The organism is Falsigemmobacter faecalis (assembly GCF_003863335.1).
Classification (GTDB): domain Bacteria; phylum Pseudomonadota; class Alphaproteobacteria; order Rhodobacterales; family Rhodobacteraceae; genus Wagnerdoeblera; species Wagnerdoeblera faecalis.
In genome coordinates this window covers 18083-41636 of the sequence record NZ_RRAZ01000027.1, presented here as the reverse complement: position 1 = coordinate 41636, position 23554 = coordinate 18083, and the positions used below count along the sequence as shown (strand labels likewise).

Sequence of the window (23554 nt, the reverse complement as noted above, 5' to 3'; positions counted from 1 at the left end):
AGCAGCCGTTGGTATGATCAGACATTTCTACACTTTTGAAATCATTCATGCCGAACAGTAAACTGCGCGTTCTCGGGCTGATGGCCCGCAAAGGCGGCTCAGGCAAAACCACGCTCTGCCGCGCTCTGACCAGCGCCGCCGTTGCGGCAGGGCGGCGCGTGCTGCTGATTGATACGGACCCGACCGCTGCACTCAGCGGCTGGCACCTGCGCGCGGAAATGAAAGGCTTTGGATCCGCCCTGCTCGCCCTGCGCCCGGCGGAAACCGTTGCGCAGGTGGCAGAGGTCATCGATGAAGCCTGGAGCGAGGACAGCGCCGATCTGATCTTCGTCGACACCGCTGGCGGCGGAGCAGAGTGGTCAGACGCGGTTGCCGTACTCTGCGATCACCTCATCACATCGGTGATGCTCTCAGAGACTGACTTTGACGTCGGCACCCAAACAGTGATTTGGTACCAGGACCTCCGCAAGCGGGTCGATGATCCTGACAGCCTGCCCCGGCATCGTGTGGTGCTGACCATGGTCGAACCGCGGCCCACAAGGGCCGATGCACAGCAGATCGCTGAGGCCATGAGCCGTTTCCCCGTCGTAGAAACGATGATGATGCGTCGTAACATTTATAAAGAGATGGACCGCCTTGGACTGCTGCAACCGATCGGTCTTGCGCGTCAGACTGATCCCAATCCGCTCCTGAAGCCTCATGTCCGGCCGGTATTTGAAGCGCTGGAAGAGGCCATGGATATCCTCAACGACATCCTGACGAGCTGAGACAGTTATGCGTAAACGTATCCCGCAAATTACCCGCAGTGACGCCGCATGGTCGAGCGGTCTGAGCATAAGAGAGATGGCGGGTGCCGGGATCAAGCCACCATCGGCTCCGACAACTGATACGGCGCATGGCTGTTCCTCCGGAGTGCAGCCAACTGATACACCAATATCTGCAGGCCCGGCATCTCACGAGCGGCAAAGCCCCATCACACACACGATCCAGATCGACATCCGCGTCACCGCACTGGCTCGCCAGCATGCCGCGATAACAGCAAGTGGCATAGCGCCCCCACAGATCATTCGCGCCGCCTTGCGCAAAGCCGCGAAGAGCTGGCGCCCCCAGGCACTTTACGTCGCGCCAATGGCAGCAGAGCGATGCCGCGAGCGCGCTTGGATGATCCGCACAAGCCTTGCTGTACCTGAAGCGGTGTTTGACCGTATTCAAGCGAAACAGGATCCATTGGGCGTCTGCAGCCGCTGGTCACTTTTGCGCGGACAGCTTGAGCCGCTGGTCTGGCAGGAGATCGACTGGCTGCTGAAACGCATTGACGGCGTCCAAGACCCACATGACGGCCGCGCCTGAGCTCAGCCCTCCGGCGTCTCATCCGGCCCGGGCATGCGGTCTGGCAAAGAGAGGATCAAACCTCTGCGCTGAGCGAGAGAGACCGCGTGTGTCGAGTTCCTCGCCCCGAGCTGGATGCGGATTTTTTCGAGGCGCTTTTTGATCGTCTCACGGCTCAGAGAGAGAGCAACGGCGATCTCCTTTTGCGAGTACCCTCGCGCCAGATCTGACAGGACCCGCACGTCTTCAGCACTCAGAGCAGGCTGCGCCTCAACCGCACTGAGGATGATATCAAGGCTCTCCTCGATAACATCCAGCTCTTCACCAAGAAGCTCGCGATCTGCGCGCGCGCAAAAGAGAAAGCTGAAGGTACCCCGGCTCTCGGGTTCACTCCGGGAAACCCCGCCTCCATAGACCAATCCATAATCAGCTCCACGTCTGAGGATGAATTGCTGAACCGGCGTCAGGCCTTCCGAGCGGATCTCACTCCAGCGGATGCGGCCGCTGTTCAGGCGCGCCCAGATACTGACGGGATCGAACACTGCATATTGGCGCTCCGAATAAAGAGCGACCCAATGTTCGGGAAAAGTTGAGATATGATGCTCCGGCGTCAACCCGCGGACATTCACGACCAGAGAGTAGCCCGCGGTGCCGATTTCCCGCAGACGGGCATCGATCTGCTGCAGGTTTGGAACAATCTTCCAAAGCATTCCACCTCCGTCAGCCGACAGGCACAGAACCACCAAAAGCATACCCAAAAGGGTATCGGCATAGCTCTCGGGTGCCGATTGTGAAAAAGGTGACGGCAGGTTGCATCAAAAGCAACGGTAAAGATTTAAGCGCGGTCGGGTGTCATTTCCGACCACGACACGACCCAGGACGATTAAGATGAATTGCCCCGTAAGATTGCCCGATCAAGGCAGCGCGAACGAAGCGACCCGTGAACTCCTCGAAGCCCGACCCGTTGCCCGGATCAGGGACGAACACACGGGAAAGACGATCGGCCATATCTATGAATGGAATACAGGCAAGCAAGTCAGGATCCTGCTCTAACATCAATGCGGCGACTGGAGAGTGAGCGGCCATATATCTGAATACATACCTCGGCGAAGCGGGCCATTCTGATCTTCTTAAGCGGCAACATGCAGGCCCCTGACCCTCCACGCGCAGGATCCGATCGGGCCCGCCGCTGCCATCCGCAAAGCGCTGCAATCCGCAGATACGGACAAGCTCTGCCCGGGCAAAAACTGCGGCCATGCGCCTCTGTCGAGCCGCCTGGCCCACAGCCGAACTGATGCTCATCACGGCCTTCCGGGAACCTAAGCCTTTGATGTACCCCGCTCCGCCATCTGCAAAAGTGCGTTCATATCAAGATGGGTTTCCAGATGCGCGGCCAGTTCATTAAGCACGGTCTCAACAGTGTCATGATAAGAATAGCCTCGGATCCCGGCGCCGAAGTCCGAGAGCCATGCGGCACGGAAAGCATCGGCGGTAAAAAGCCCGTGAAGATAACTCCCCTGCACCCTTCCATCGGCCGAGCGGGCCCCTTCGGGTAAGCCGTCAACCCTGGCAAAAGGGCGGGCGCAATCGGGGCCGGTGGTGCGACCCAGATGGATCTCATAGCCCTCGACCCTCAGCCCCGTGGTTTCGTGCAGCGCGGTCACGCGCGCGAGGCGCTTGTCCGGCGACATGACGGTTTCCACGTCGAGATACCCCAGGCCTTCCGTACGCCCTGGTGCACCTTCCAACCCCTCCGGGTCATGGATGCTTTTGCCAAGCATCTGATAACCGCCGCATATCCCCAGGATCCGCCCGGCCCGCCGGTGATGCGCCTGCAGATCAATATCCCACCCCTGCGCGCGCAAGAATGCCAGATCGCCGCAGGTTGATTTCGTCCCCGGCAGGATCACCAGATCGGCATCCCCCGGAATGGGTTGCCCGGGCCGGACCATCTCCAGCCGAACCGACGGGTCCATCTTCAACGGGTCCAGATCATCAAAATTGGCAATCCGCGACAGTGCAAGGCAAGCAACTTTCACATTGCCAGTGCCAAAGGCACGCAGATCCAGCGCATCCTCAGCCGGGAGCAGAGCTGCACGGGTAAACCAGGGCACAACCCCCAAACCCTGCCAGCCGGTGCGGTCCGCGATCAGGCGATAGCCGTCGTCAAAGAGGCTCGGATCGCCGCGAAAGCGGTTGACGATAAAGCCGCGGATGCGCGCGCTGTCCTGTGCATCCATCACCACCTGGCTGCCGACCAGCTGTGCAATCACCCCGCCTCGGTCGATATCGCCCACCAGCACCACCGGCACATCCGCGGCGGCGGCAAAGCCCATATTGGCAATGTCATTGGCGCGCAGATTGACCTCAGCCGGGCTGCCCGCGCCTTCGACGATGACCAGATCACACTGGGATTTCAGCCGATTGAAACTCTCCAGCACCGGGGCCAACAGCTGCGGCTTCAACCGCGCATAGTCACGCGCTTTCACCGTGGCCAGTCGTCGCCCCTGCACAATCACCTGCGATCCGACATCGGTTTCCGGCTTCAACAACACCGGATTCATATCAGTATGAGGCGCCACCCCACAGGCCAGGGCCTGAAGCGCCTGGGCGCGGCCGATCTCGCCGCCATCTTCCGTCACCGCAGCATTGTTGGACATATTCTGCGGCTTGAAGGGCCGCACCGAAAGGCCGCGCAGCTTTGCGGCCCGGCAGATCCCTGCCACCAGCAGCGATTTGCCAACATTTGAGCCGGTGCCCTGGATCATCAGCCCAGCCATCAGAATTCGATCCCGGCCTGCGCCTTAACCCCCGCGCGGAATGGGTGCTTTACCACCGTCATCTCGGTGACCAGATCGGCCAGCTCAATCACTTCTGGCTTTGCATTGCGGCCGGTTAACAGCACGTGGGTCATCGGCGGTTTGTGATCACGCAGGAAGCTGACCACCTCGGCCACATCCAGATAATCATAGCGCAGCGCGATGTTGATCTCATCCAGAAGCACCAGGCGGTTCAGCGGATCAAGGATCATCTCTTTGGCCATTTCCCATCCCCGGCGGGCGGCGGCGATGTCACGGGCAAGGTCCTGGGTTTCCCAGGTGAAGCCCTCCCCCATAGTATGAAACCGGCAAAGATCCGGAAAATGCTGCAACAAAAAATCGCGCTCGCCAGTGGCCATGGCACCTTTGATAAACTGCACCACGGCAACCGGCATACCATGCGAAATCGCCCGCATGACCATGCCAAAAGCTGAAGAAGACTTGCCCTTTCCCGGGCCGGTCAGCACCAGGATCAGGCCTTTCTCGCCGGTTTTCTCTGCCATCATCCGGTCCCGCGCGGCTTTGATTTTCGCCTTTTTTTCGGCGTGGCGGCTCAGGTCTTCTGCGGCGGGCAGATCATCCGTCATCACACATTCCCTTGACAAAATAAGCCTTCTCGTGGCTTGCCTGACGCATCGTTGGTTCCTGCCTATGGCAGGCTAAGAGGGAATGCGAGAGCTGATTTTCGGATCAGAACGCCGCAGCCGCCCCCGCGACCGTGACCGGAGAGGTCATCCGAATTGCCACTGAAGCCGCTTTTGGCTTTGGGAAGGCCGGATGCCCGCTGGGGGGTAAAACCCCCGACATCCGCAAGCCGGGAGACCTGCCAGCGTGTGGAAGCGAGCCTTCGCTTTCACGGACGAATGCGGTCGGGGTGAACCGTGTGCCAGCCATGTCAGGGCAGGTCGCGCCCCGTCATGTCTTCGCACATCTATGCACCTCTCCCGTGTGATCAGGCATGCCGGGAGGGCATATGGCCGAACAAAATCATCTGGTGGTCTGTACCACCTGCCGCCGTGAAGGGGCCGACCCCGAAGCCCTGCGCGACGGTGCACGCCTGTCTCAGGCGCTGACCGTGCGCGGCATTGCCCACGACACCCAGGAATGCTTTTCAGCCTGTAAAGGCAGCTGCGTGGTGGCCCTGCGCGGCAAAGGCCGCTGGACCTATGTGCAGGGCGCGCTGGACCCTGATCAGCATCTGGATGACCTCATTGAAATGACCCGCGCCTATAGCGCCAGCGCGGACGGCATCGTCCCCTGGCGGTCGCGTCCCGAAATCATCCGCAAAAACACCATTGCCCGCATTCCGCCGCTGGAGATCTGATATGTCGCTTGCAAAAACCCCTGTCACCGTCATCACCGGCTTTTTGGGCGCTGGCAAAACCACGCTGATCCGGCATCTGCTGCAAAACCCCGAAGGCCGCCGTCTGGCCGTTCTGGTGAATGAATTCGGCGATGTCGGCGTTGACGGCGATCTGATCCGTGCCTGCGCCGATGCGAATTGCCCCGAAGCCAATATCGTTGAGCTGACCAACGGCTGCATCTGCTGCACCGTGGCCGATGAATTCATCCCCTCCATTGAGCGTCTGCTGGCGATGGACCCGAAACCCGATCATATCGTGATCGAAACCTCGGGGCTGGCGCTGCCGAAACCGCTGCTGAAAGCCTTTGACTGGCCGGATCTGCGCTCGCGTATTACGATTGACGGTGTGGTCGCGGTGGCCGATGCCGAGGCCGTCGCCAATGGTCTTTTCGCCCCCAACCCCGCCAATCCCGGCGACACTGAGGGCGTCGATCACGAAACCCCGCTGTCGGAGGTCTTCGAAGATCAGATTGCCTGCGCCGATCTGGTGCTGCTGTCGAAAGCCGATCTGGCGGGCGAGGCGGGCCTTGCAAAAGCGCGCACAGTGATCGCCGCCGAAGCGCCCCGCCCCCTGCCGATGGTTGCCTTGACCGAGGGCGTCATTGACCCCCGCGTTGTTCTGGGGCTGAACGCCGCCGCCGAAGACAGCCTTGATCAGCGCCCCTCCCATCACGATGGTCATGAAGATCATGACCACGACGATTTTGACACCATCGTTGTGGATCTGCCCGAGCAGGCCGACCCTGAGGTGCTGGCGGCAAAGGTCAAAGCTCTGGCTGAAAGCCATCAGATCCTGCGCGTCAAAGGCCATGTCGCGGTGGAGGGAAAACCCCTGCGCCTGCTGATCCAGGCCGTGGGTGCGCGGGTGCGCCATCAGTTTGACCGCCCCTGGGGGGCCCAGCCGCGCCTGAGCCGTCTGGTGGTGATTGCCGAGCATGACCACATTGACGCCGAAGCCATCCGGGCCGCGCTGATCTGATGCACGTCCTGTTTCGCGAAAGCCACGGCCTGGAAGAGACCGTACTCCCCGAAGATCTGAAGCAAGAGCCTGCGGATCTGGTGGTCCTGTCGTTCTCAGACAGTGATCTTGGGGCTTTCGCGGCAGGATGGCGGCGCGGGCTTGCGGCGCTGCCCAGCCTGCGGCTGGCCAGTCTGTCGCGTCTGCGCCACCCGCTCTCCGTTGATACCTATGTCGATCAGACGCTGATGCATGCCAAAGGCGTGCTGGTGCGCCTGATCGGCGGCAAAAGTTATTGGCCCTACGGCGTGGAAGAGCTGTCGCGCATTGCCCGCGCCCGCGGCATAGCACTGGCCTTTCTGCCCGCAGACGGGCTGCCCGATCCGGTGCTGGAAGCCGCCTCCACCCTGCCGGTGGCAACGCTGCGCCGGCTGACGCAGCTTTGCGATGCGGGGGGCGAAATCGCGGCGCAGGCGGCACTTGCGCAACTGGCGCTGGCCTCGGGGCTTTATGCAGGGCCTGTTCCGGGCTTGAAAACACTGCCGGACTTTGGATTTTGGCACCCGAACCACGGACCTTTGCAGAGCTTTCGTCCGATACCAGGTCAGGACCTGGTCGTTATTCCTTTTTACCGCGCCTGGGCCACAGCAGCCGATACCGAAGCCGTCGCCGCCCTGATCCGCGGATTTGAGGCCGCAGGCCTTGCCGCCATCGGCCTTTTCGTCCCCAGCCTGAAAGACGCGAGTGCTGCTGAATGGCTCAAAGCGGTGCTGGCCGATCTGCGCCCGGCGGCGATTGTGAACACCACCGCCTTTTCGGCCCGCAGCAATGGGGCCTCGCCGCTGGATGCGGCAGATGTGCCGGTGTTTCAAGCCATCCATGCTACCGCACCCCACGCGGCCTGGGCAGGCACAGAGCGGGGCCTTTCGGCAGCCGACCTCGCCATGCATATCGCCCTGCCTGAGGTGGATGGCCGGCTGAACGGCGGCGTGATCTCCTTCAAAGAACTGCAGCAGCCGGACCCGGATCTGCAATATGCCCTGCAGCGCCATTGCCCGGACCCTGAACGCATTGCCGCCCTGGTAAGCCGCGTGACCAACTGGATTTCGCTGCAAAGACCTGACACCCGCCCGGTGGCGCTGGTCCTGTCCACCTATCCTGGCAAGGAGTGGCGTCTGGCCCATGCGGTGGGACTGGATGCGCTGGCCTCGGCGGCCGCCATTTGCGAAGATCTGGGACAGCAGATCAGCGATGATCAGCTGTTGCAGGGCTTACAGCAAAGCCGCCTTGACTGGCCTGACGGATCTTGGGCACGGGCAGTTGCGCTGCTTCCGGATGCCCTGCGCGGGGGCCTTGATCTGCCCGTCACGCCGCCCCGGATCCGGGCATTTTGGCAGGGTAATCTGTTGATTTCCCTGCAACCCGAACGCGGCGATCGCGCCACCCGCGAAGCCAGCTATCATGACCTCAGCGCGCAACCATCGGTCGAGTATATCGCCTTCTATCTGTGGCTGCGGGTGGTGGCACAGGTTCGCGCGCTGATCCATATCGGCGCGCATGGCACGCTGGAATGGCTGCCCGGTAAAGCCGTGGCTCTGTCTGACAGCTGTTGGCCCGAGGCACTGACCGGCGGGTTGCCGGTGATTTACCCCTTTATCGTCAACGACCCCGGCGAAGCCGCCCAGGCCCGCAGGCGTCTGGGAGCCGTCACCCTTGGCCATCTGCCACCGCCGCTGGTTGACGCAGGCCTGCCGCAAAATCTGGCCCGGCTGGAAGCGCTGCTCGATGAATATGCCACCGCCGATGGCCTTGACCCGGCCCGCCGTCTGCGCCTGATCCCCGCCATCCGGCAGGAAGCGCAGCGCGAGGGATTGGAGGCGGATCTTGGCCTTGCCCCGAACGCAAGCCCCGCCGAGGCCATCACCACCATTGACCGTTTCGTCTGCGATCTGAAAGAAAGCCAGTTCGGTGACGGGCTCCATATCTGGGGCCGTGGCACCCCCGACCCCGATGGTCAGCCGCAGGGTGAGGCTGCGTCCCTGCTGGCAGAGCGCCGCTCAATCCCTGATGCGCTGCAGGGGCGATGGATCGCCCCCGGCCCTTCCGGCTCGCCCTGGAAGGGCCGCAGCGATGTGCTGCCCACGGGGCGCAACCTTTACGGTATCGACCCCCGCGCCGTGCCCAGCCGCACGGCCTGGGCTCAGGGGGTGCGGCTGGCCGAAGAGTTCGTCCGCCGCCATTTGCAGGACTACGGCGATTATCCCAAAGCGGTCCTGCTGAACCTCTGGGGGTCCGCCACCATGCGCACCTCGGGCGAGGATTTTGCCATGGCGCTGCATCTGGCGGGATTAAAGCCGCTGTGGGATCCGCAGACCGAGCGGGTGACCGGCTTCGAGATCACCCCCTACACGCTGATGGACCGCCCGCGGATTGACGTGACGCTGCGGGTCTCGGGGCTGTTTCGTGATACCTTCCCCGAGCTTGCCACCCTGTTTGAAGCGGGCTGCGCAGCGCTCGCGGCGCGGGATGAGGCGGCGGATGTGAACCCCTATACCGCAGCCCCCCCCGGGCCGCGCGTCTTTGCCCCCGCACCGGGGCGCTATGGCACCGGCATTGACGAGGCGATGGACCGCGACACGGCCGGACAGGCCTGGCTGCAAAACTCCTGCTACGACGCGCTTGGCAGGCCTGATCCGGCAGCGCTGGAACAGCGAGTGCGCGCGGCAGAAGCTTTTGTACTGTCTCAGGATTTGGCCGAGACGGATCTGCTGCTGGCCATGGATTATGCGGCCCATGAGGGCGGCTTTGCCGCCGCCCGGCATGCCCTTGGGCTGCAGCCGTTAGCCATGCTGCATCTGGATGCCACACGCCCGGACCGCCCCAGGGCCCGCGCCCTTTCGGAAGAGATCGCACGCGTTCTTCGCGCCCGTGCCGCCAGTCCGGTTTGGCTGGCCGGGATGATGCGACATAAATTCCGCGGCGCGGCGGAAATTGCGGCGACACTGGAGCATATGGCCGCCTTTGCCCGCCTGGCTGATGCCGTGCCTGCCCATCTCTTCGAGCTTTATCGCAGCGCCACCCTTGGCACCCCCGAAGTGGCGCAGTTCCTGCGCGACGAGAACCCCGCGGCCCTTGCCCGCATGGAAGCGATTTTTGTCGAATTCGACCCGCATGACCTGCGGCGCAACAGCAGGGGCCCGCGCACATGAGCCGCAAAGGCTGGTGCCCTGGCGCTCTGCGCCCGATGCCTGCGGGCGATGGGCTGCTGCTGCGGCTGCGTCCGCGCGGCTCAATGCTTTCGGCGGATCAGCTCGCCGGTCTGGCCGAACTGGCCGCGCGCTATGGCAGCGGGGCGATTGATCTGGGCAGCCGCGCCGCGCTTCAGCTGCGCGGGGTGACGACGGCTGCCCTGCCCGATCTGCATCAGGCCCTGGCCGATCTGGCGCTTTTGGACAGCGACCCCGCCGCGGAAGCACGGCGCAATATCATCACCACTCCGCTGTGGCAGGCCGGTGATGCGACGGCGGATCTGATCACGCTGCTGGAAGACTGCCTGCAACACGCCCCCGATCTGCCGCCGAAATTCGGCTTCGCGCTCGATACCGGCAGCGCGGCCTGTCTGCAGCTGGCCTCGGCTGATCTGCGGATTGAGCAAAGCGATGTGGGCCTAATCCTGCGCCCCGATGGTTCTCCGATGGGCCAGATTTTCCAGCCCGGCGACCTGCCCGAACTGCTGCGCAAGCTGTTGCATTGGTTTGTGAAAACCGACTGCCCGCGCATGGCTTTGGCGCTGCGCAACGGCCATGCGCCCCCCTTGCGTCAGGATGCGCCCCCGCGCCCGCAACCTGCCATGGCGGATCTTTTGCGGGCATCGGGTCTTTTGTTTGCCCCCTTTGGCGCAGCGTCCTCGCAGGCCTTCCGCGAGCTTGGGGGCCAGAGCCTGCGGCTGACGCCCTGGCGCGCGGTGCGCCCCGACAGCCCGCCACCCGGCACCCGGCACTGGCTGCAAAACCCAGATGATGCCCGCCTGCGGGTGGACGCCTGCCCCGGCGCGCCCCATTGCAGCGCGGCCAGCGTCACCACGCGGGATCTGGCCGTGCGGCTCGCATCCCTGGTGCCACCGGGACGCCGTCTGCACCTGTCGGGCTGCGCCAAAGGCTGCGCCCGCGCCACCCCCGCCGATGTGACCCTGACGGGGCGGGACGGGCACTTTGATCTGATCCTGCAGGGCCGGGCCGGGGATGCGCCCGCGCAGACCTGCCTTGCCCCCCACACCCTTGCCGCAGCCACAGGAGGGCATTTTGCGCCACCAGTATGAAACCGATGGCGCCGCCATCTACCGCGCCTCCTTTGCCACCATCCGCGACGAGGCGGATCTGGCGCGCTTTACCCCCGAAGAAGAGATCGTCGCGGTGCGGATGATCCATGCGGCGGGCCTCGTGTCCATCGCACCGCAGATCCAGTTTGCCCCGGGCTTTGCCATCGCGGCCCGCGCGGCGCTGGAGGCCGGTGCCCCTATCCTTTGCGATGCGAAGATGGTCTCGGAAGGCATCACCCGCGCGCGCCTGCCCGCGAATAACGAGGTGATATGCACCCTGCGTGACCCCCGGGTGCCGGACCTTGCACAGGCAATCGGAAATACCCGCTCTGCTGCGGCGATTGAGCTGTGGCGCCCGCATCTGGCGGGCGCGGTCGTGGCCATCGGCAATGCCCCGACCGCCCTTTTTCATCTGCTGAACCTGCTTGATGACCCGGAATTTCCGCGCCCTGCGGCCATTATCGGCTGCCCCGTGGGGTTCATCGGGGCGGCGGAATCAAAGGACGCACTGCGGGCCGACAATCCGCTGCCCTGGTGCATCACCGAAGGGCGCATCGGCGGATCGGCGATCACCGTGGCGGCAGTCAATGCCCTTGCGGCAGGACAGGAGTAAGACATGACCGGCAAAATCATCTGCATCGGTCTGGGCCCGGGCGATCCTGAGCTGATGAGCGTCAAATCCCACCGCATCCTGACCTCAGCCCGTCAGGTGGCCTGGTTTCGAAAAGCGGGCCGCGCAGGTCAGGCGCGGCGGATGGTGCAGGGCCTGATCCCGGAAGGCGCGCGGGAACTGCCGATGGATTACCCCGTGACCACGGAAATCCCACTCAGCGATCCGCGCTATAACGCGCTTTTCTCGGCTTTCTATGATGACTGGACCACGCGTCTCAGCGAACTGGCCCGTAACGGGGATGTGGTGGTGCTCTGCGAAGGCGACCCCTTCTTCTACGGGTCGTTCATGCATCTTTATACCCGCCTGCCGCGCGATCTGGTTGAGGTTGTGCCAGGCATTCCGGGCATGGTGGGCTGCTGGACGGCCAGTGGCCAGCCCATCACCTGGGGCGATGATATTCTGACGGTGCTTCCGGCAACCCTGCCCGAAGAGGCGCTGGCCGGCAGGCTGGCCGAGACCGACGCCGCCGTGGTGATGAAGATCGGGCGCAATCTGCCAAAGCTGGTCAGCGCGCTGAAATCCGCAGGCAAATATGAGCGCGCGGTTTTGGTCGAATATGGCACCATGCCAGACCAGCGCCTGCGCCCGCTGTCTGAGGTGACGGGCGAGGTGCCCTATTTCTCGATCGTGTTGATCCACGGCCAGGGCCGCCGGCCATGAGCGGTACCCTGGTGATCGCGGGGCTTGGCCCCGGTGATGAGGCCCTGGTGACACCCGAGGTCAGCATTGCGCTGGCCCGGGCCAGTGATGTCATCGGCTATATCCCCTATGTTGCGCGTATTGCGTCGCGCCCCGGCCTGCGGCTGCACCCCAGCGACAACCGGGTTGAGCTGGACCGCGCCCGCCACGCGCTGGAACTGGCCGCAGGTGGCGCAGATGTAGTGGTAGTCTCCTCCGGCGATCCGGGGGTTTTTGCCATGGCCTCAGCCGTGTTCGAGGCGCTGGAGGATGGCCCGCCCGCCTGGGCCGGGCTGCAGATTGAGGTAATGCCAGGCATAACCGCCATGCTGGCAGCGGCCGCCGCGGCAGGTGCGCCCCTTGGCCATGATTTCTGCGCCATCAACCTGTCGGATAACCTCAAACCCTTTGATCTGGTGCTCAAACGCATTCGCCTGGCGCTTGAGGGCGATTTTGCTATGGCCTTTTACAACCCGCGGTCAAAGTCGCGGCCACATCAGTTTGCGGAAGTTCTGGACACGCTGCGGCAGGGGGCCGGGCCTGAACGGCTGGTGATCTTTGCTCGTGCCGTCTCCACGCCGGAACAGGCGATCAAGGTGGTGCCGCTGGCACAGGCAGAGCCTGAGATGGCCGATATGCGCACGGTGGTGATTGTCGGGGCGTCGAACACCCGACGGGTCGGGCGCTATACTTATACCCCGAGGCGCGTATGAAGCCAGGCCATCACGCCATGGAGACCGCCAATCACCTGCCGCGCGGGCACCGCGGGGCGGGCGATCATCACCACCTCCAGCCCCAGCTGGCGGGCAGCGTCGATTTTCGCCTGCGCACCCGCGCCGCCTGCGTTTTTGGCCACCAAAATTTCGGTACGGTGACCGCGCATCAGGGCCAGATCATCCGCCAGCGAAAACGGGCCGCGGGCCACTTCGATCCGCGCCCTGGGCAGCGGAAAATCCGCCTGCGGCACATCCACCACCCGCAGCAGGAAATCATGCTGCGACAGATGGGCGAAAGCTGCCAGATGCAGACGCCCGATGGCCAGAAACACCCGGGCCGCAGGGCGCTGAAGTGCCTGGACGGCCCCGGAGATATCCGCAACCTCCTGCCAGGAATCGCCCGGTTGGGGCTGCCAGGCAGGGCGCTCAAAGGCACGAAGCGGCACGCCGCTCAGGGCTGCGGCCTCAACGGCATTGGCGCTGATCCGGGCGGCAAAGGGGTGCGTGGCATCGACAATCTGCCCGATGTTTTCAGCCCGCAGATATTCGGCCAGCCCCGCCACCCCGCCAAAGCCGCCTACCCGCACCGGGACCGGCTGGGCGCGCGGCTGATCCACGCGGCCCGCATAAGAAAGCACCGCAGGCAGCCCCTGGCGGGCCAGTTCTGCGACCAGGGCGCTGGCCTCGGTAGTGCCGCCAAGAACAAGAGTGCGTTTCATGACTGACTGGCTTTCACTGATCGGGATTGGCGAGGACGGCGCTCCGGGCCTCTGTGCCGCAGCACAGACCGCCCTGGCAAGGGCCGACGTGGTCTTTGGCGGCACGCGACATCTGGCGATGATTGAACATGGGGATAAACGCCCCTGGCCCGTGCCTTTTTCGCCCGAAAGCCTGCTGGCGCTGCGCGGCAGGGCGCGGGTGGCGGCGCTGGTCTCGGGGGATCCGTTCTGGCATGGCGCGGGCGGCACCCTGGCAAAGGACCTGCGCCCCGAGGAATGGCGCTGCTATCCGCAGCCTTCGGTGTTTTCGCTGGCAGCCGCCCGCCTTGGCTGGCGGCTGGAAGAGGTGACCTGCCTTGGCCTGCATGCGGCGCCCCTTACGCGGCTGAAGCGCGATCTGCAGCCGGGACAGCGGCTGATCGTGACGCTGCGCGACGGTAAAGCCCCGGCCGAGCTGGCAGCCTATCTCGCAACCCACGGATTTGGCACCGCCGATCTGTGGGTCATGGAGCGCCTGGGCGGCCCAGACGAACGCATCACCCGACTGCTGGCCGGGGATGCGGTGGCACCGACTGCAGCCCCCGTGGCCTGCGCGATTGAGCTGCGGGACGGTCCGGCCATCCCTCTGGCGAGCGGGCGTGACGACGTGCTTTTCGAGCATGATGGCCAGATCACCAAACGCCCCATCCGGGCACTGGCGCTTTCGGCGCTGGCCCCGCGGGCGGGCGAGCTGTTGTGGGATCTGGGCAGCGGTTCAGGCTCGGTCGCGGTCGAATGGCTGCTGGCCCATCCGAAAAACCGCGCGATTGGTGTGGAGCGTGACCCTGTGCGTGCCGCGCGGGCGCTGTCCAATATCGCCGCTTTTTGCCCAGGCGCCGGCGATGTCCTGGTAGGGGAAAACCTTGCCCATATCGCCGCTCTGCCCGACCCGGACGCGGTTTTTGTCGGCGGCGGTTTTGACCACGCCCTGCTTGACGCCCTTTGGGCGCGACTGCCGGTCGGATGTCGTCTGGTGGTCCATGGGGTGACGCTGGAAACCGAAAGTATGCTGGCAAAGGCCCATGGCCGGTTTGGCGGCAGCCTGTTGCGCATTGAGCTGTCCGAGGCCGCCCCCCTTGGCCGTCTGCGCGGCTGGAAAGCGAGCTACCCGGTCGTGCAGTGGCAGGTGGTGCGATGAGGGTGGTTCTCGGCCTTGGCCTGCGCGAACACGCCGATCTGGCGGGGTTTTATGATCTGACCGCCAGGCTTTCCGCCCCGCAGGACTGCGCAATCGCCGTGCCGGAGTTTCGCCGCCATCTGCCGCTGATCGCCGTACTGCGCGGCCTTGGGCGACAGTTGACGCTGATCCCACGCACCACATTGTCCGGCGTGCCAACCATGAGCCAAAGCGCCCGCAGTCTTGCCGCCTATGGCACCGGATCCGTGGCCGAGGCCTGCGCCCTGATCGCCTGCCCGGGCGGGGTGATTTTGCAGCCCGCGCGCCGATCCTTTGACAACCGGCTGACCGGCGCGCTGGCGCAGGCACCCTTTGACGCCCCGATTATCAATGAAAGGCCCCATCCATGACGGTTCACTTTATTGGGGCGGGCCCGGGAGCGCCGGATCTGCTGACGCTGCGCGGGCGCGATCTGATCGCGGCCTCGCCGGTCTGCCTTTATGCAGGCTCACTGATCCCCGAGGCGATCCTGGCCCACTGCCCGCCCGGCGCGCGGATTGTGAACACCGCCCCCCTCGATCTCGACCAGATCATCGCCGAAATCGCCGCCGCCCATGCGGCGGGGCTGGATGTGGCACGGCTGCATTCGGGCGATCTCTCGGTCTGGTCGGCAATGGGCGAACAGCTGCGCCGACTGCGCGCGCTGGATATTCCCTGTGACGTGACGCCGGGGGTGCCCTCGTTTGCTGCCTCGGCCGCCACTTTGGGCTGCGAGCTAACCCTGCCGGGCGTGGCACAAAGCGTCATCCTGACCCGCACATCGGGCCGCGCCTCGGCCATGCCCGAAGGCGAGACCCTGGCGGCCTTTGCCGCAACGGGGGCGACGCTGGCCATTCATCTGTCGATCCATAAGCTGGACGAGACAGCGGCGGAACTGGCGCAGCACTATGGTCCTGACTGCCCGGTGGCAGTGATCTGGCGGGCAAGCTGGCCCGATGAGCGGGTGATACGCGCCACACTGGCCGATATCGCCACGGCCGTAGGCAATACAATGGAACGGACTGCCCTGATCCTGGTGGGCCAGGCGCTTGGGCGGGAAGATTTTGGCGAAAGCTGCCTTTATTCAACCTCTTACGACCGCCGCTTTCGCGCAGGCCGCGCTGATGCGGTGAAGGGATGAGCGGGCGGACGCTGCCCGGACTGGTGATTTCAGCGCCACGTTCCGGGGCGGGGAAAACCACCGTTATGTTGGGCCTTTTGCGCTGCCTGCGCGAGGATGGTCTGCGCGTGCAGCCCTATAAATGCGGACCCGATTACATTGACCCCGCCTTTCACCGCGCGGCCTGCGGGGTGGCCTCGCGCAATCTCGACAGCTGGGCCATGCCGCGGGCCTTGCTGGCCGAACAGCTGGACCAGCCGGGCGATATTGCCCTGACGGAGGGCTCGATGGGGCTCTTTGACGGGGTGGCGACACCAGGGGCCTCGGGGACCGGTGCCAGCGCCGATATTGCAGCGCAAACCGGCTGGCCGGTTGTGGTGGTCCTTGATGTCTCCGGCCATGCGCAGACCGTGGCGGCCCTGGCGCTTGGGCTGAAACACTACCGCCAGGACATCACCTTAGCAGGGGTTATTCTGAACCGGGTGGCATCTGCGCGTCATGAGCGCCTGTGCCGCCTGGCGCTGGAAGCCGCGGGCATCACCGTCTTCGGAGCCCTGCCGCGCCGCGGGGATCTGGCCCTGCCCGAGCGGCACCTTGGACTGGTGCAGGCAGCAGAACATCCCGATCTGGAACGCGCCATCCGCGGCTATGCGGCCTTTCTGCGCGCCCATGTCGATCTGGTGGCACTGAAAAGCGCAGCCCGTGGCGGAACTCCTGTGGGGGGAAGACTTGCACCGCAGCCGCCCGCACAGCGCATCGCCTTCGCGCAGGACGCCGCTTTTTCCTTTGCCTACCCGCATCTTCTGGCTGCCTGGCGCACTGCCGGAGCCGAACTGCTGCCGTTTTCTCCGCTGTCAGACGAAGCCCCGCCTCAGGCTGATCTGTGCTGGCTGCCAGGCGGCTATCCCGAACTGCACGCCGGGCGGCTGGCGACCAGCCAGCGGTTTTTGCAGGGCCTGCGAGAGTTTGCGAAAACCGCGCCCGTCCACGGCGAATGCGGCGGCTATATGGTGCTGGGCGAAAGCCTGACGGATGCGCAGGGCGTCGTGCATCCTATGGCAGGGCTTCTGGGCCTGCGGACCAGCTATGCGCAGCGCCGGATGCATCTTGGCTACCGCCGCGCCACCCTGCTGACTCCGGTGCTGCACTATCCGGCCGGACAATCGCTGCGCGGGCATGAGTTTCACTATTCCACCATCCTGGCGCAGCCCGACGCGCCCCTTGCCGCAGTAACCGATGCCGATGGCGGCGCAGTCCCGGAAACCGGATCCCGTCGGGGCACGATATCGGGCACCTTCTTTCATCTGATCGCGGAAGACCAATGAAGACTATCCCCTTGCCCGTCAGTTTTGTCTCCTCAGGGCCTGGTGACCCGGAACTGCTGACCGTTAAAGCCGTGAAACGCCTGCAGGCGGCGGATGTGGTGCTTTATGATGATCTCTCGGCGGGGGCTATTCTGGAACTGGCGCGCCCGGAAGCAGATCTGATTTCGGTGGGGAAACGCGCAGGCCGCACCTCACCGCGGCAGGATCATGTGAGCCGTCTGCTGGTGGATCACGCCCGCACCGGGGCAAAAGTTGTACGGCTGAAATCCGGCGACAGCGGCATTTTCGGGCGTCTTGAGGAGGAGATCACCGCGCTGTCAGCGGCGGGACTGCGTTACGAGATTATCCCCGGCGTCACCGCCCCTTCGGCAGCGGCGGCCGCTTTTGGCATTCCGCTGACGCGGCGGCTGACCGCGCGGCGGGTGCAGTTTGTGACCGGGCATGACGTCACCGGCACCTTGCCCGAGGGCTTGAACTGGGCCGCCCTGGCAGATCCACAAGCGGTGACCGCCGTTTATATGGCGCGGGCCACCTTTCCGGATTTCGCGGCAAAACTGCTGGCGGCGGGTCTGCCACCGCAGACCCCTGCCCTGCTGGCCTCGGGCGTTTCAACCGCGGCTGAGAGCTTTATCCCCGGCACCCTCGCCAGCCTGAGCATACTCTGCCGCGATCAGCCGCGCGATCCCGCCCCCGGGCTGATCCTTTACGGCGCGCTGACGGCGCGCTGACGCCGCAACAGATAGGTGTCCATAATCCAGCCGCGCGCCGCACGGGCCTGCGCGCGGCGCACCTCGATGCGCGGGCCTGCCTCAGACAGGAGGCCATGATCAAGGATCTGGCCTGGCATACCCAGATAGGCCCCCCACCAGATGCTGACCCCTTCGGGGTCAAGGTCGCGAAAGGCACAGTCGCCATCCAGCATGACCACAAGCGTGTCTACCCCCGCAGGCCAGCCCGAATTGCGCAGATGCCGGCCCGTAGTGACCAGAAACGGTTCTGCCAACGCATTGAGCGGCACGGCATGGGCCGCCGTCAGCAGCTGGATGGAGGTCAGACCGGGCACCACGCTGAGGCTAAACTCCAGCTGCCCGCGCAGGCGTTCGGCGATCCTCAGGGTGCTGTCAAAAAGCGAAGGATCGCCCCAGACCAGCAGCACCACGCGCAAACCCGGCTGCAGCGACCCAAGCGCATGCAGCCAGGCCGCGGCAATCGCATCATGCCAGAGATTCACGCGCTCTTTATAATCCGCGATGTCAGTATCACGCACCGGCATGTCAAAGCCGATCACCCGCCCGGGACTAAAGGTTTCGCACAGGGTCAGGCGCAGTTGCGCCAGTTCCTCTTTATCCTCCCCCTTTTGCGGAATCAGGATAACTTCGGCCTGTGATATTGCCTCAATAGCGGCGGCAGTCAGATGGGCGGGATGTCCCGCAGCGATCCCCACAAGTTTCAAATCCATCACACAGCCCTTCCTGACCTGAAGGGCACCTAATGCGCCATCCCGCCCGGGTTCAAGACCAAAGCGTTTGCGACACAGTCTTGCGCCAAGTGGCAGCTTCAGGAAAGAAAACGCTACTAATCCCTTGACAGAATGGGCTGCTGCGACGCAGAAAAAACGCGTCGTGGTGCTGTGTAATGCAGCATTATAGGAACTCGGGTGCGCCGCTTATGCGGCAATTCCCGGACTGCCCCCGCAACTGTAGGTGGTGAGCGACGGCCAGAGTCCACTGTGCCCAACCGGCATGGGAAGGCGGCCTCAGCGCTGTGACCCACAAGTCAGGAGACTGGCCACGACGCTCACCCATTCCCGACGCGGGGCGCGTTTCGGGGAGCGGCACTCCCGCAGCGGTGACATCAAACTGACCTGTGGGGGCAGCCCTGCAGGCCGAAATGTCATGCTGGCTCCTTGAAGGGGCCTTATCAGGGGATGATCCGATGCGATCCTCGTCTTTGTCTGTTCTGACCCTCAGCCTCGTGCTGCCGGCTGTTTCTGTGCCCGCTTTTGCCCAAACTGAAACCGCACTGGATCCGGTGGTACTGTCGGGCGGTCTGGCCCCGATCCGGGCGGCGGATTACGGCCGCGCATTCAGTATTCTGACCGCTGAAGAGATCGAGAAACGCGGTATCACGAATGTGCAGGATGCACTGCGCGCGCTGCCGGGTGTCTCGGTCAATGGCGCCGGTCGCGAAATGGGGCAGGTGCGCATTCGCGGGGGTGAGGGGGATCATACCCTGGTGCTGATTGACGGCGTTCCGGCGGCGGGTGGCTCGCGCGAATATATGTTTGCCGGACTGGAAACCAATAACATTGAGCGCATAGAAGTGTTGCGCGGCCCGCAATCTGCCTTCTTCGGCTCGAATGCCTCCTCGGGCGTGATCAACATCATCACCCGCAAGGCCGAAGGGACTGGCTATGGCGGCCAGCTGGAACTGGGCAATGGTCATAACGCCAGTGTCTACACGCAGGCACGCGGCAAAAACAGCGGGCTGCGTCTGAGCTTTGGTGAGCTGAAAGACAATGGCCACGACCTGTCAGGCAGCAACGGCGAAAAAGATGGCATGTCGCGCCAGTGGGCACAATTGAGCGGAGACTGGCAGGCAACCGAACGGCTGTCCTTCTCTGTGCTGGCACGATGGGCCGATGAAGTTCACGAAAACGACCCTGAGCCTGGCACCGGAACCAATTTCACCAATATCCTGCGTGATGATCCCGATGCCGGCAGCTTCCGCCAGGAACATGCGCTTACCTTTGGCGCCCGTTTTGGCCGCAATGAAGAGCGTATTGTTCATCACCTTTCGGTCAGCAATGTAATCAGCAAAAGCCGTTGGTATACCAATATCGTTGCCGACCGTGCTGAAACGAAATCACTGAAGTACCGCGCGGAAATCGGACTTGACGGCAATGTCGCCAGCGCCGGTCACGTGATCAACCTGCTGGCAGAGCGTCAGCTGGAAAACTTTGTCGGCGCATATCAGTCTTTGACCAAGCGTCAGCAAAGCTCTTTCGCTGCGGAGTACCGGGGGGATCTGCAGGATAACCTGTCGGTGCAGGTCGGTCTGCGCCATGATCTGCACACCGTTTACGATAATTTCACCAGCTGGAATATCGCTGCTTCCTATCAAGTCAATGATCAGATCCGGCTGCACAGCTCGGCGGGGCGCGCACGCGTTCTGCCAACCTGGGGTGAGCTTTACTCAGTCTCCACCAGCTTTGTGGGCAATCCCAATCTGAAGCCCGAAATCAACAACAGCATTGATCTGGGTCTGGAATTCAGCACCACAGACGGGCGCGGTGTATTCGATATCACCCTGTTTAAAGAAGAGTTGCGCAATGAGATTTATAGCGTGTGGAACGGGTCTTCGTCGACACCGACGAACCGTTCTGCTCCGAGTAAGCGTCAGGGCGTCGAATTTTCAGGTACCTGGGCGGCACATGACCAGCTCACATTCGGAGCCAATTACACCTGGCTCGACGCTCAGGAGTGGAACGGCAGACCGGAAACTCGCCGTCCCAGGCACGAACTGGGGCTGAACGCGACCTGGGCTTCACAGGATAGCCGTCTGACACTGAACGGTAACCTGCGGCTTGTATCCGGAAACTGGGATACTGCCTGGCTGTCGACGGGCAGCGTGACCGCGAAGATGCCGAGCTACGCGGTGGTAAACGTCGCTGCCAACTACAGGCTGCGCGACAACATCACGCTGACTGGGCGTGTGAACAACCTCTTCGACAAAGATTATGCGGATGCCTGGGACTACAAGTCCCCTGAGCGTAACATCTGGGTAGGCGTCAAGGCAGACTTCTGATCATGCGCCTGCGGGCCGTTTTGCTTGCGGGCCTCTGGCTCGCAGGCGCAGCGTCGGGCGCGGCCGCCGATCCGGCACAGCGGGTTGTGTCAATGAACCTGTGTACCGATCAACTGGCCATGCTTCTGGCAGCGCCTGGGCAGCTGATCTCGGTCAGCTACCTGGCGCGGGATGCACGTTCTTCTGCCATGGCAGAGGTGGCGCAAAACTTTGACATCAACCACGGCCTCGCTGAAGAGATTGCTTTCCTGCGCCCCGATCTGGTGCTGGCGGGGCGCTACACCACGCGGGTCACCGTCGATATGCTGCAGCGGCTTGGTTACCGGGTTGAGGTTTTTCAGCCCGAAAACACCCTTGATGACATCCGCACCAATCTTTTGCAGATGGGCCGGGCCCTTGGCCGGGAGGCTGAGGCAGAGCGTATGGCAGAAGAAATGCAACAAACCCTCCTGAGCCTGCGTGAGGCGGCGGATGATAAGCCCGGCCCGGAAACCGCGGTCTATTATTCCTCAGGCTATACGGCAGGGGCCCGCAGTCTGGGACATGACATTGTCACGACCGCCGGGCTGCAGAATATTGCGCCAAAACTCGGGCTGGGCGCCAGCGGGATTTTACCTCTCGAAGCCCTGATCCTGTCGGATGCCGATATGGTCATCCGCGGGGCCAGCTACCAGGGCTACAGCCGCTCGGAAGAGATGCTGCGCCACCCTGCCCTTGAGAGAATGCTGGCAGCGCCGCGCCTGACGGCCGAAACCCGACCCGAATGGACCTGCGGTACGCCGCTGACGCTTAGCGCCATTCACGATTTACGCGCCGCTGCCGGACTGGAGCCGCTGGAATGAAACTGATACTTGCCCTTGCGACACTCTGCGCAGGGCTGACGCTGATGTCGCTTTTTGTCGGCTCCGGCAATGTAGCTCTGCGCGAAACAATATGGGCCTATTTCGGAGCCGGAGACCCGCTGGTCGTTCTGGTCATGCAGGAATTGCGCCTGCCCCGTGCGGCCCTGGCCCTGCTGATCGGTGCGGCTCTTGGTTTTGCCGGGGCCGCGATGCAGGGATTTCTGCGAAACCCGCTGGCCGATCCCGGCATTGTGGGAACTTCGGCCTTTGCAGCCCTTGGAGCCGTAATCGCACTTCAGACCGGCATCGTTGCGCTTTTCCCCATGGCTTTGCCGCTGATGGCCCTCGGCGGCGCGCTGATTTCCGTGCTGGCGCTGCTGGCACTTGCAGGCCGTGGCGCGCGAACCACCACCTTGATCCTGTCGGGCGTAGCGCTGTCTTCTGCCGCAGCGGCGCTGGTAAGTCTGGTGCTGAACCTCTCGCCCAATCCTTTTGCCGCCAATGAGATTACCTTTTGGATGATGGGGTCACTGGCGGACCGCTCATTCCGGCATGTCAGTGTCGCTCTGCCCATTCTGCTGCTGGGTGCGATGCTGATCTGGCGGTCGCGTAAAGGCCTTGATGCGCTGTCTTTTGGCGAAGAGACTGCCCTTTCTATGGGGGTGAATGTGCGCCGGTTGCGGCTGCAGCTGATCCTTGGCACCGCCTGTCTTTCCGGCGCAGCCACAGCGGTGGCCGGCATGATCGGCTTTGTGGGACTGGTGATCCCGCATCTGCTGCGGCGCGTCACCGGGGGAATGCCCTCACGTCTGCTGTTACCCGCGGCACTTGGCTCGGGCGCGCTGATCCTGGCAGCCGATATAGCGGTGCGGATTATCTTGCCGGGCCGCGACCTGAAGCTTGGGGTGCTGACTGCGCTTTTGGGCACACCAGTGTTTTTGCACATGGTCTGGAAATCCCGGGGACGTGACACATGAAGTCACTGTTATCAATTGAAAATATGTCTGTTCCGGGGCGGATTTCCAATGCCTCGCTGCAGATTTTCCCCGGCGAGTTTGTGGGTTTGATCGGGCCGAACGGCGCCGGCAAGACCACGCTTTTGCGCGCGGCCATGGGGATGATCCCGGCGAGTGGTACAAGCTCGCTGCTGGCGCATAAGATCAACGTTCGCCCGCGCCACGTTGCCTATCTGGCGCAGGAGCGGGAAGTCGTCTGGCCGATTTCGGTGCGCGAGGTTGTAGCCCTTGGCCGCCGTGCTCACCCGGATTCCGGCGGAGATGATCAGGCGCGCGCCGATGCCATTCTGCAGAGAATGGCGCTTGATGACTTTGCCACACGCCAGATCCCGGATCTGTCGGGGGGCGAACGCGCACGCGTTTTGCTGGCCCGCGCGCTGGCTCAGGGGGCGCCATTATTGCTGGCGGATGAGCCCTGCGCCGCGCTTGATCCGATCCAGTCGATCCGCACGGCAAAGCTGCTGCACGCCGAGGCCGGGAACGGGCGAGCCGCCCTTGCAACCCTGCATGACCTGCCGCTGGCAGCCCGCTGGTGCACGCGCCTTCTGGTGATTGAGCGGGGTGTGATCGTCGCCGATGGCGCACCTGATCAGATCCTTACCCCGGAGCTTTGCCGCCGGGTTTTCGACATAAGTCTGACCCGCCATGGCCAGTCCTGGCTTCTTGAGGAGTAGTC

Annotated in this window: 23 protein-coding genes and 2 riboswitches; of the genes, 18 read left to right on the top strand and 5 right to left on the bottom strand. The window is 63.5% G+C overall.

Annotation, left to right across the window (positions count from 1 at the left end; translation table 11 throughout):
- Positions 1–47: 47 nt before the first annotated feature.
- A complete protein-coding gene (locus EG244_RS15720) occupies positions 48–767 on the top strand; it encodes a ParA family protein (RefSeq protein ID WP_124966131.1) in 720 nt (239 codons plus the stop codon).
- 7 nt (positions 768–774) lie between these two features.
- Positions 775–1350 (top strand): hypothetical protein, encoded by a 576-nt coding sequence (locus EG244_RS15715; RefSeq protein WP_124966130.1) that lies wholly within the window; start codon positions 775–777, stop codon positions 1348–1350.
- A gap of 2 nt (positions 1351–1352) precedes the next feature.
- Here EG244_RS15715 and EG244_RS15710 read toward each other — a convergent pair whose 3' ends face one another.
- The 3 genes from EG244_RS15710 to cobO all read right to left on the bottom strand — a co-directional run bounded on the left by EG244_RS15710 (position 1353) and on the right by cobO (position 4735).
- Complete coding sequence (locus EG244_RS15710; RefSeq protein WP_158617327.1) at positions 1353–2039, bottom strand: helix-turn-helix transcriptional regulator; 687 nt, start codon at positions 2037–2039, stop codon at positions 1353–1355.
- A 609-nt stretch (positions 2040–2648) separates the two neighbouring features.
- Complete coding sequence (locus EG244_RS15705; protein ID WP_124966128.1) at positions 2649–4109, bottom strand: cobyric acid synthase; 1461 nt, start codon at positions 4107–4109, stop codon at positions 2649–2651.
- Positions 4109–4735 carry a cob(I)yrinic acid a,c-diamide adenosyltransferase gene (gene cobO / locus EG244_RS15700; protein ID WP_124966127.1) on the bottom strand — a complete coding sequence of 209 codons (627 nt, stop codon included), beginning with the start codon at positions 4733–4735 and terminating at the stop codon, positions 4109–4111. Before cobO ends, EG244_RS15705 begins: the two co-directional genes overlap by 1 nt.
- 35 nt (positions 4736–4770) lie before the next feature.
- A riboswitch (cobalamin riboswitch) is annotated at positions 4771–4993 on the top strand.
- Positions 4994–5121: 128 nt separating this feature from the next.
- Between cobO and EG244_RS15695 the strand changes: the two genes are divergently transcribed.
- Genes EG244_RS15695 through cobJ form a run of 7 tightly spaced genes read left to right on the top strand, consistent with a single transcriptional unit; the run spans position 5122 to position 12851 of the window.
- Positions 5122–5472: a DUF1636 family protein gene (locus EG244_RS15695; RefSeq protein ID WP_124966126.1), complete on the top strand. Its 351-nt coding sequence runs from the start codon at positions 5122–5124 to the stop codon at positions 5470–5472.
- A 1-nt stretch (position 5473) separates the two neighbouring features.
- Positions 5474–6490, top strand: a complete 1017-nt coding sequence (cobW, locus tag EG244_RS15690; RefSeq protein ID WP_124966125.1) for a cobalamin biosynthesis protein CobW — start codon at positions 5474–5476, stop codon at positions 6488–6490.
- A complete protein-coding gene (gene cobN, locus EG244_RS15685) occupies positions 6490–9678 on the top strand; it encodes a cobaltochelatase subunit CobN (protein WP_124966124.1) in 3189 nt (1062 codons plus the stop codon). Before cobW ends, cobN begins: the two co-directional genes overlap by 1 nt.
- Positions 9675–10787 (top strand): hypothetical protein, encoded by a 1113-nt coding sequence (locus EG244_RS15680; protein ID WP_124966123.1) that lies wholly within the window; start codon positions 9675–9677, stop codon positions 10785–10787. Before cobN ends, EG244_RS15680 begins: the two co-directional genes overlap by 4 nt.
- Positions 10771–11400: a precorrin-8X methylmutase gene (locus EG244_RS15675; protein ID WP_124966122.1), complete on the top strand. Its 630-nt coding sequence runs from the start codon at positions 10771–10773 to the stop codon at positions 11398–11400. Before EG244_RS15680 ends, EG244_RS15675 begins: the two co-directional genes overlap by 17 nt.
- A 3-nt stretch (positions 11401–11403) precedes the next feature.
- Positions 11404–12120 carry a precorrin-2 C(20)-methyltransferase gene (gene cobI / locus EG244_RS15670; RefSeq protein ID WP_124966121.1) on the top strand — a complete coding sequence of 239 codons (717 nt, stop codon included), beginning with the start codon at positions 11404–11406 and terminating at the stop codon, positions 12118–12120.
- Positions 12117–12851, top strand: a complete 735-nt coding sequence (gene cobJ / locus EG244_RS15665; RefSeq protein ID WP_124966120.1) for a precorrin-3B C(17)-methyltransferase — start codon at positions 12117–12119, stop codon at positions 12849–12851. The genes cobI and cobJ overlap by 4 nt, the downstream gene beginning before the upstream one ends.
- Here the strand turns inward: cobJ and EG244_RS15660 are convergent.
- A complete protein-coding gene (locus EG244_RS15660; RefSeq protein ID WP_124966119.1) occupies positions 12830–13573 on the bottom strand; it encodes a cobalt-precorrin-6A reductase in 744 nt (247 codons plus the stop codon). The genes cobJ and EG244_RS15660 overlap by 22 nt on opposite strands.
- On the opposite strand from EG244_RS15660, the gene cbiE reads away from it, so the two are divergent.
- Genes cbiE through cobA form a run of 5 tightly spaced genes read left to right on the top strand, consistent with a single transcriptional unit; the run spans position 13572 to position 17941 of the window.
- The gene (cbiE, locus tag EG244_RS15655) at positions 13572–14750 is read left to right on the top strand and encodes a precorrin-6y C5,15-methyltransferase (decarboxylating) subunit CbiE (protein WP_124966118.1); all 1179 of its coding nucleotides are present in this window, start codon (positions 13572–13574) and stop codon (positions 14748–14750) included. The two genes, EG244_RS15660 and cbiE, sit on opposite strands and share 2 nt — an antisense overlap.
- A complete protein-coding gene (locus EG244_RS15650) occupies positions 14747–15139 on the top strand; it encodes a cobalamin biosynthesis protein (protein ID WP_124966117.1) in 393 nt (130 codons plus the stop codon). Before cbiE ends, EG244_RS15650 begins: the two co-directional genes overlap by 4 nt.
- Positions 15136–15909 carry a precorrin-4 C(11)-methyltransferase gene (gene cobM / locus EG244_RS15645; RefSeq protein ID WP_124966116.1) on the top strand — a complete coding sequence of 258 codons (774 nt, stop codon included), beginning with the start codon at positions 15136–15138 and terminating at the stop codon, positions 15907–15909. Before EG244_RS15650 ends, cobM begins: the two co-directional genes overlap by 4 nt.
- Positions 15906–17213 (top strand): cobyrinate a,c-diamide synthase, encoded by a 1308-nt coding sequence (locus tag EG244_RS15640; RefSeq protein WP_124966115.1) that lies wholly within the window; start codon positions 15906–15908, stop codon positions 17211–17213. The genes cobM and EG244_RS15640 overlap by 4 nt, the downstream gene beginning before the upstream one ends.
- Entirely contained in the window at positions 17210–17941 is a 732-nt protein-coding gene (cobA, locus tag EG244_RS15635) for a uroporphyrinogen-III C-methyltransferase (RefSeq protein WP_407644053.1), read from the top strand. Before EG244_RS15640 ends, cobA begins: the two co-directional genes overlap by 4 nt.
- Here the strand turns inward: cobA and cobF are convergent.
- The gene (cobF, locus tag EG244_RS15630) at positions 17917–18675 is read right to left on the bottom strand and encodes a precorrin-6A synthase (deacetylating) (protein ID WP_124966114.1); all 759 of its coding nucleotides are present in this window, start codon (positions 18673–18675) and stop codon (positions 17917–17919) included. The two genes, cobA and cobF, sit on opposite strands and share 25 nt — an antisense overlap.
- 144 nt (positions 18676–18819) lie before the next feature.
- Positions 18820–19020, top strand: a riboswitch (cobalamin riboswitch).
- 128 nt (positions 19021–19148) lie between these two features.
- Between cobF and EG244_RS15625 the strand changes: the two genes are divergently transcribed.
- The 4 genes from EG244_RS15625 to EG244_RS15610 are packed head-to-tail and all read left to right on the top strand — an operon-like array spanning position 19149 to position 23552.
- Positions 19149–21020 carry a TonB-dependent receptor plug domain-containing protein gene (locus EG244_RS15625; RefSeq protein ID WP_158617326.1) on the top strand — a complete coding sequence of 624 codons (1872 nt, stop codon included), beginning with the start codon at positions 19149–19151 and terminating at the stop codon, positions 21018–21020.
- Between the two features lie 2 nt (positions 21021–21022).
- Positions 21023–21862, top strand: coding sequence for an ABC transporter substrate-binding protein (locus tag EG244_RS15620; protein ID WP_233589037.1), 840 nt, complete (start codon positions 21023–21025; stop codon positions 21860–21862).
- The gene (locus tag EG244_RS15615) at positions 21859–22839 is read left to right on the top strand and encodes a FecCD family ABC transporter permease (protein WP_124966111.1); all 981 of its coding nucleotides are present in this window, start codon (positions 21859–21861) and stop codon (positions 22837–22839) included. The genes EG244_RS15620 and EG244_RS15615 overlap by 4 nt, the downstream gene beginning before the upstream one ends.
- A complete protein-coding gene (locus EG244_RS15610; RefSeq protein WP_124966110.1) occupies positions 22836–23552 on the top strand; it encodes an ABC transporter ATP-binding protein in 717 nt (238 codons plus the stop codon). The genes EG244_RS15615 and EG244_RS15610 overlap by 4 nt, the downstream gene beginning before the upstream one ends.
- Positions 23553–23554: the final 2 nt, after the last annotated feature.

Coding starts and splice junctions, on each gene's coding strand:
- EG244_RS15650 (WP_124966117.1), top strand. CDS start 14,747: ATGAGGGTGGTTCTCGGCCTTGGCCTGCGCGAACACGCCGATCTGGCG.
- cobI (WP_124966121.1), top strand. CDS start 11,404: ATGACCGGCAAAATCATCTGCATCGGTCTGGGCCCGGGCGATCCTGAG.
- EG244_RS15610 (WP_124966110.1), top strand. CDS start 22,836: ATGAAGTCACTGTTATCAATTGAAAATATGTCTGTTCCGGGGCGGATT.
- EG244_RS15625 (WP_158617326.1), top strand. CDS start 19,149: ATGCGATCCTCGTCTTTGTCTGTTCTGACCCTCAGCCTCGTGCTGCCG.
- EG244_RS15715 (WP_124966130.1), top strand. CDS start 775: ATGCGTAAACGTATCCCGCAAATTACCCGCAGTGACGCCGCATGGTCG.
- EG244_RS15620 (WP_233589037.1), top strand. CDS start 21,023: ATGCGCCTGCGGGCCGTTTTGCTTGCGGGCCTCTGGCTCGCAGGCGCA.
- EG244_RS15720 (WP_124966131.1), top strand. CDS start 48: ATGCCGAACAGTAAACTGCGCGTTCTCGGGCTGATGGCCCGCAAAGGC.
- EG244_RS15705 (WP_124966128.1), bottom strand. CDS start 4,109: ATGGCTGGGCTGATGATCCAGGGCACCGGCTCAAATGTTGGCAAATCG.
- cobO (WP_124966127.1), bottom strand. CDS start 4,735: ATGACGGATGATCTGCCCGCCGCAGAAGACCTGAGCCGCCACGCCGAA.
- EG244_RS15660 (WP_124966119.1), bottom strand. CDS start 13,573: ATGAAACGCACTCTTGTTCTTGGCGGCACTACCGAGGCCAGCGCCCTG.
- EG244_RS15710 (WP_158617327.1), bottom strand. CDS start 2,039: ATGCTTTGGAAGATTGTTCCAAACCTGCAGCAGATCGATGCCCGTCTG.
- EG244_RS15615 (WP_124966111.1), top strand. CDS start 21,859: ATGAAACTGATACTTGCCCTTGCGACACTCTGCGCAGGGCTGACGCTG.
- EG244_RS15695 (WP_124966126.1), top strand. CDS start 5,122: ATGGCCGAACAAAATCATCTGGTGGTCTGTACCACCTGCCGCCGTGAA.
- cobJ (WP_124966120.1), top strand. CDS start 12,117: ATGAGCGGTACCCTGGTGATCGCGGGGCTTGGCCCCGGTGATGAGGCC.
- EG244_RS15680 (WP_124966123.1), top strand. CDS start 9,675: ATGAGCCGCAAAGGCTGGTGCCCTGGCGCTCTGCGCCCGATGCCTGCG.
- cobA (WP_407644053.1), top strand. CDS start 17,210: ATGAAGACTATCCCCTTGCCCGTCAGTTTTGTCTCCTCAGGGCCTGGT.
- cobW (WP_124966125.1), top strand. CDS start 5,474: ATGTCGCTTGCAAAAACCCCTGTCACCGTCATCACCGGCTTTTTGGGC.
- cobN (WP_124966124.1), top strand. CDS start 6,490: ATGCACGTCCTGTTTCGCGAAAGCCACGGCCTGGAAGAGACCGTACTC.
- EG244_RS15640 (WP_124966115.1), top strand. CDS start 15,906: ATGAGCGGGCGGACGCTGCCCGGACTGGTGATTTCAGCGCCACGTTCC.
- cobM (WP_124966116.1), top strand. CDS start 15,136: ATGACGGTTCACTTTATTGGGGCGGGCCCGGGAGCGCCGGATCTGCTG.
- cbiE (WP_124966118.1), top strand. CDS start 13,572: ATGACTGACTGGCTTTCACTGATCGGGATTGGCGAGGACGGCGCTCCG.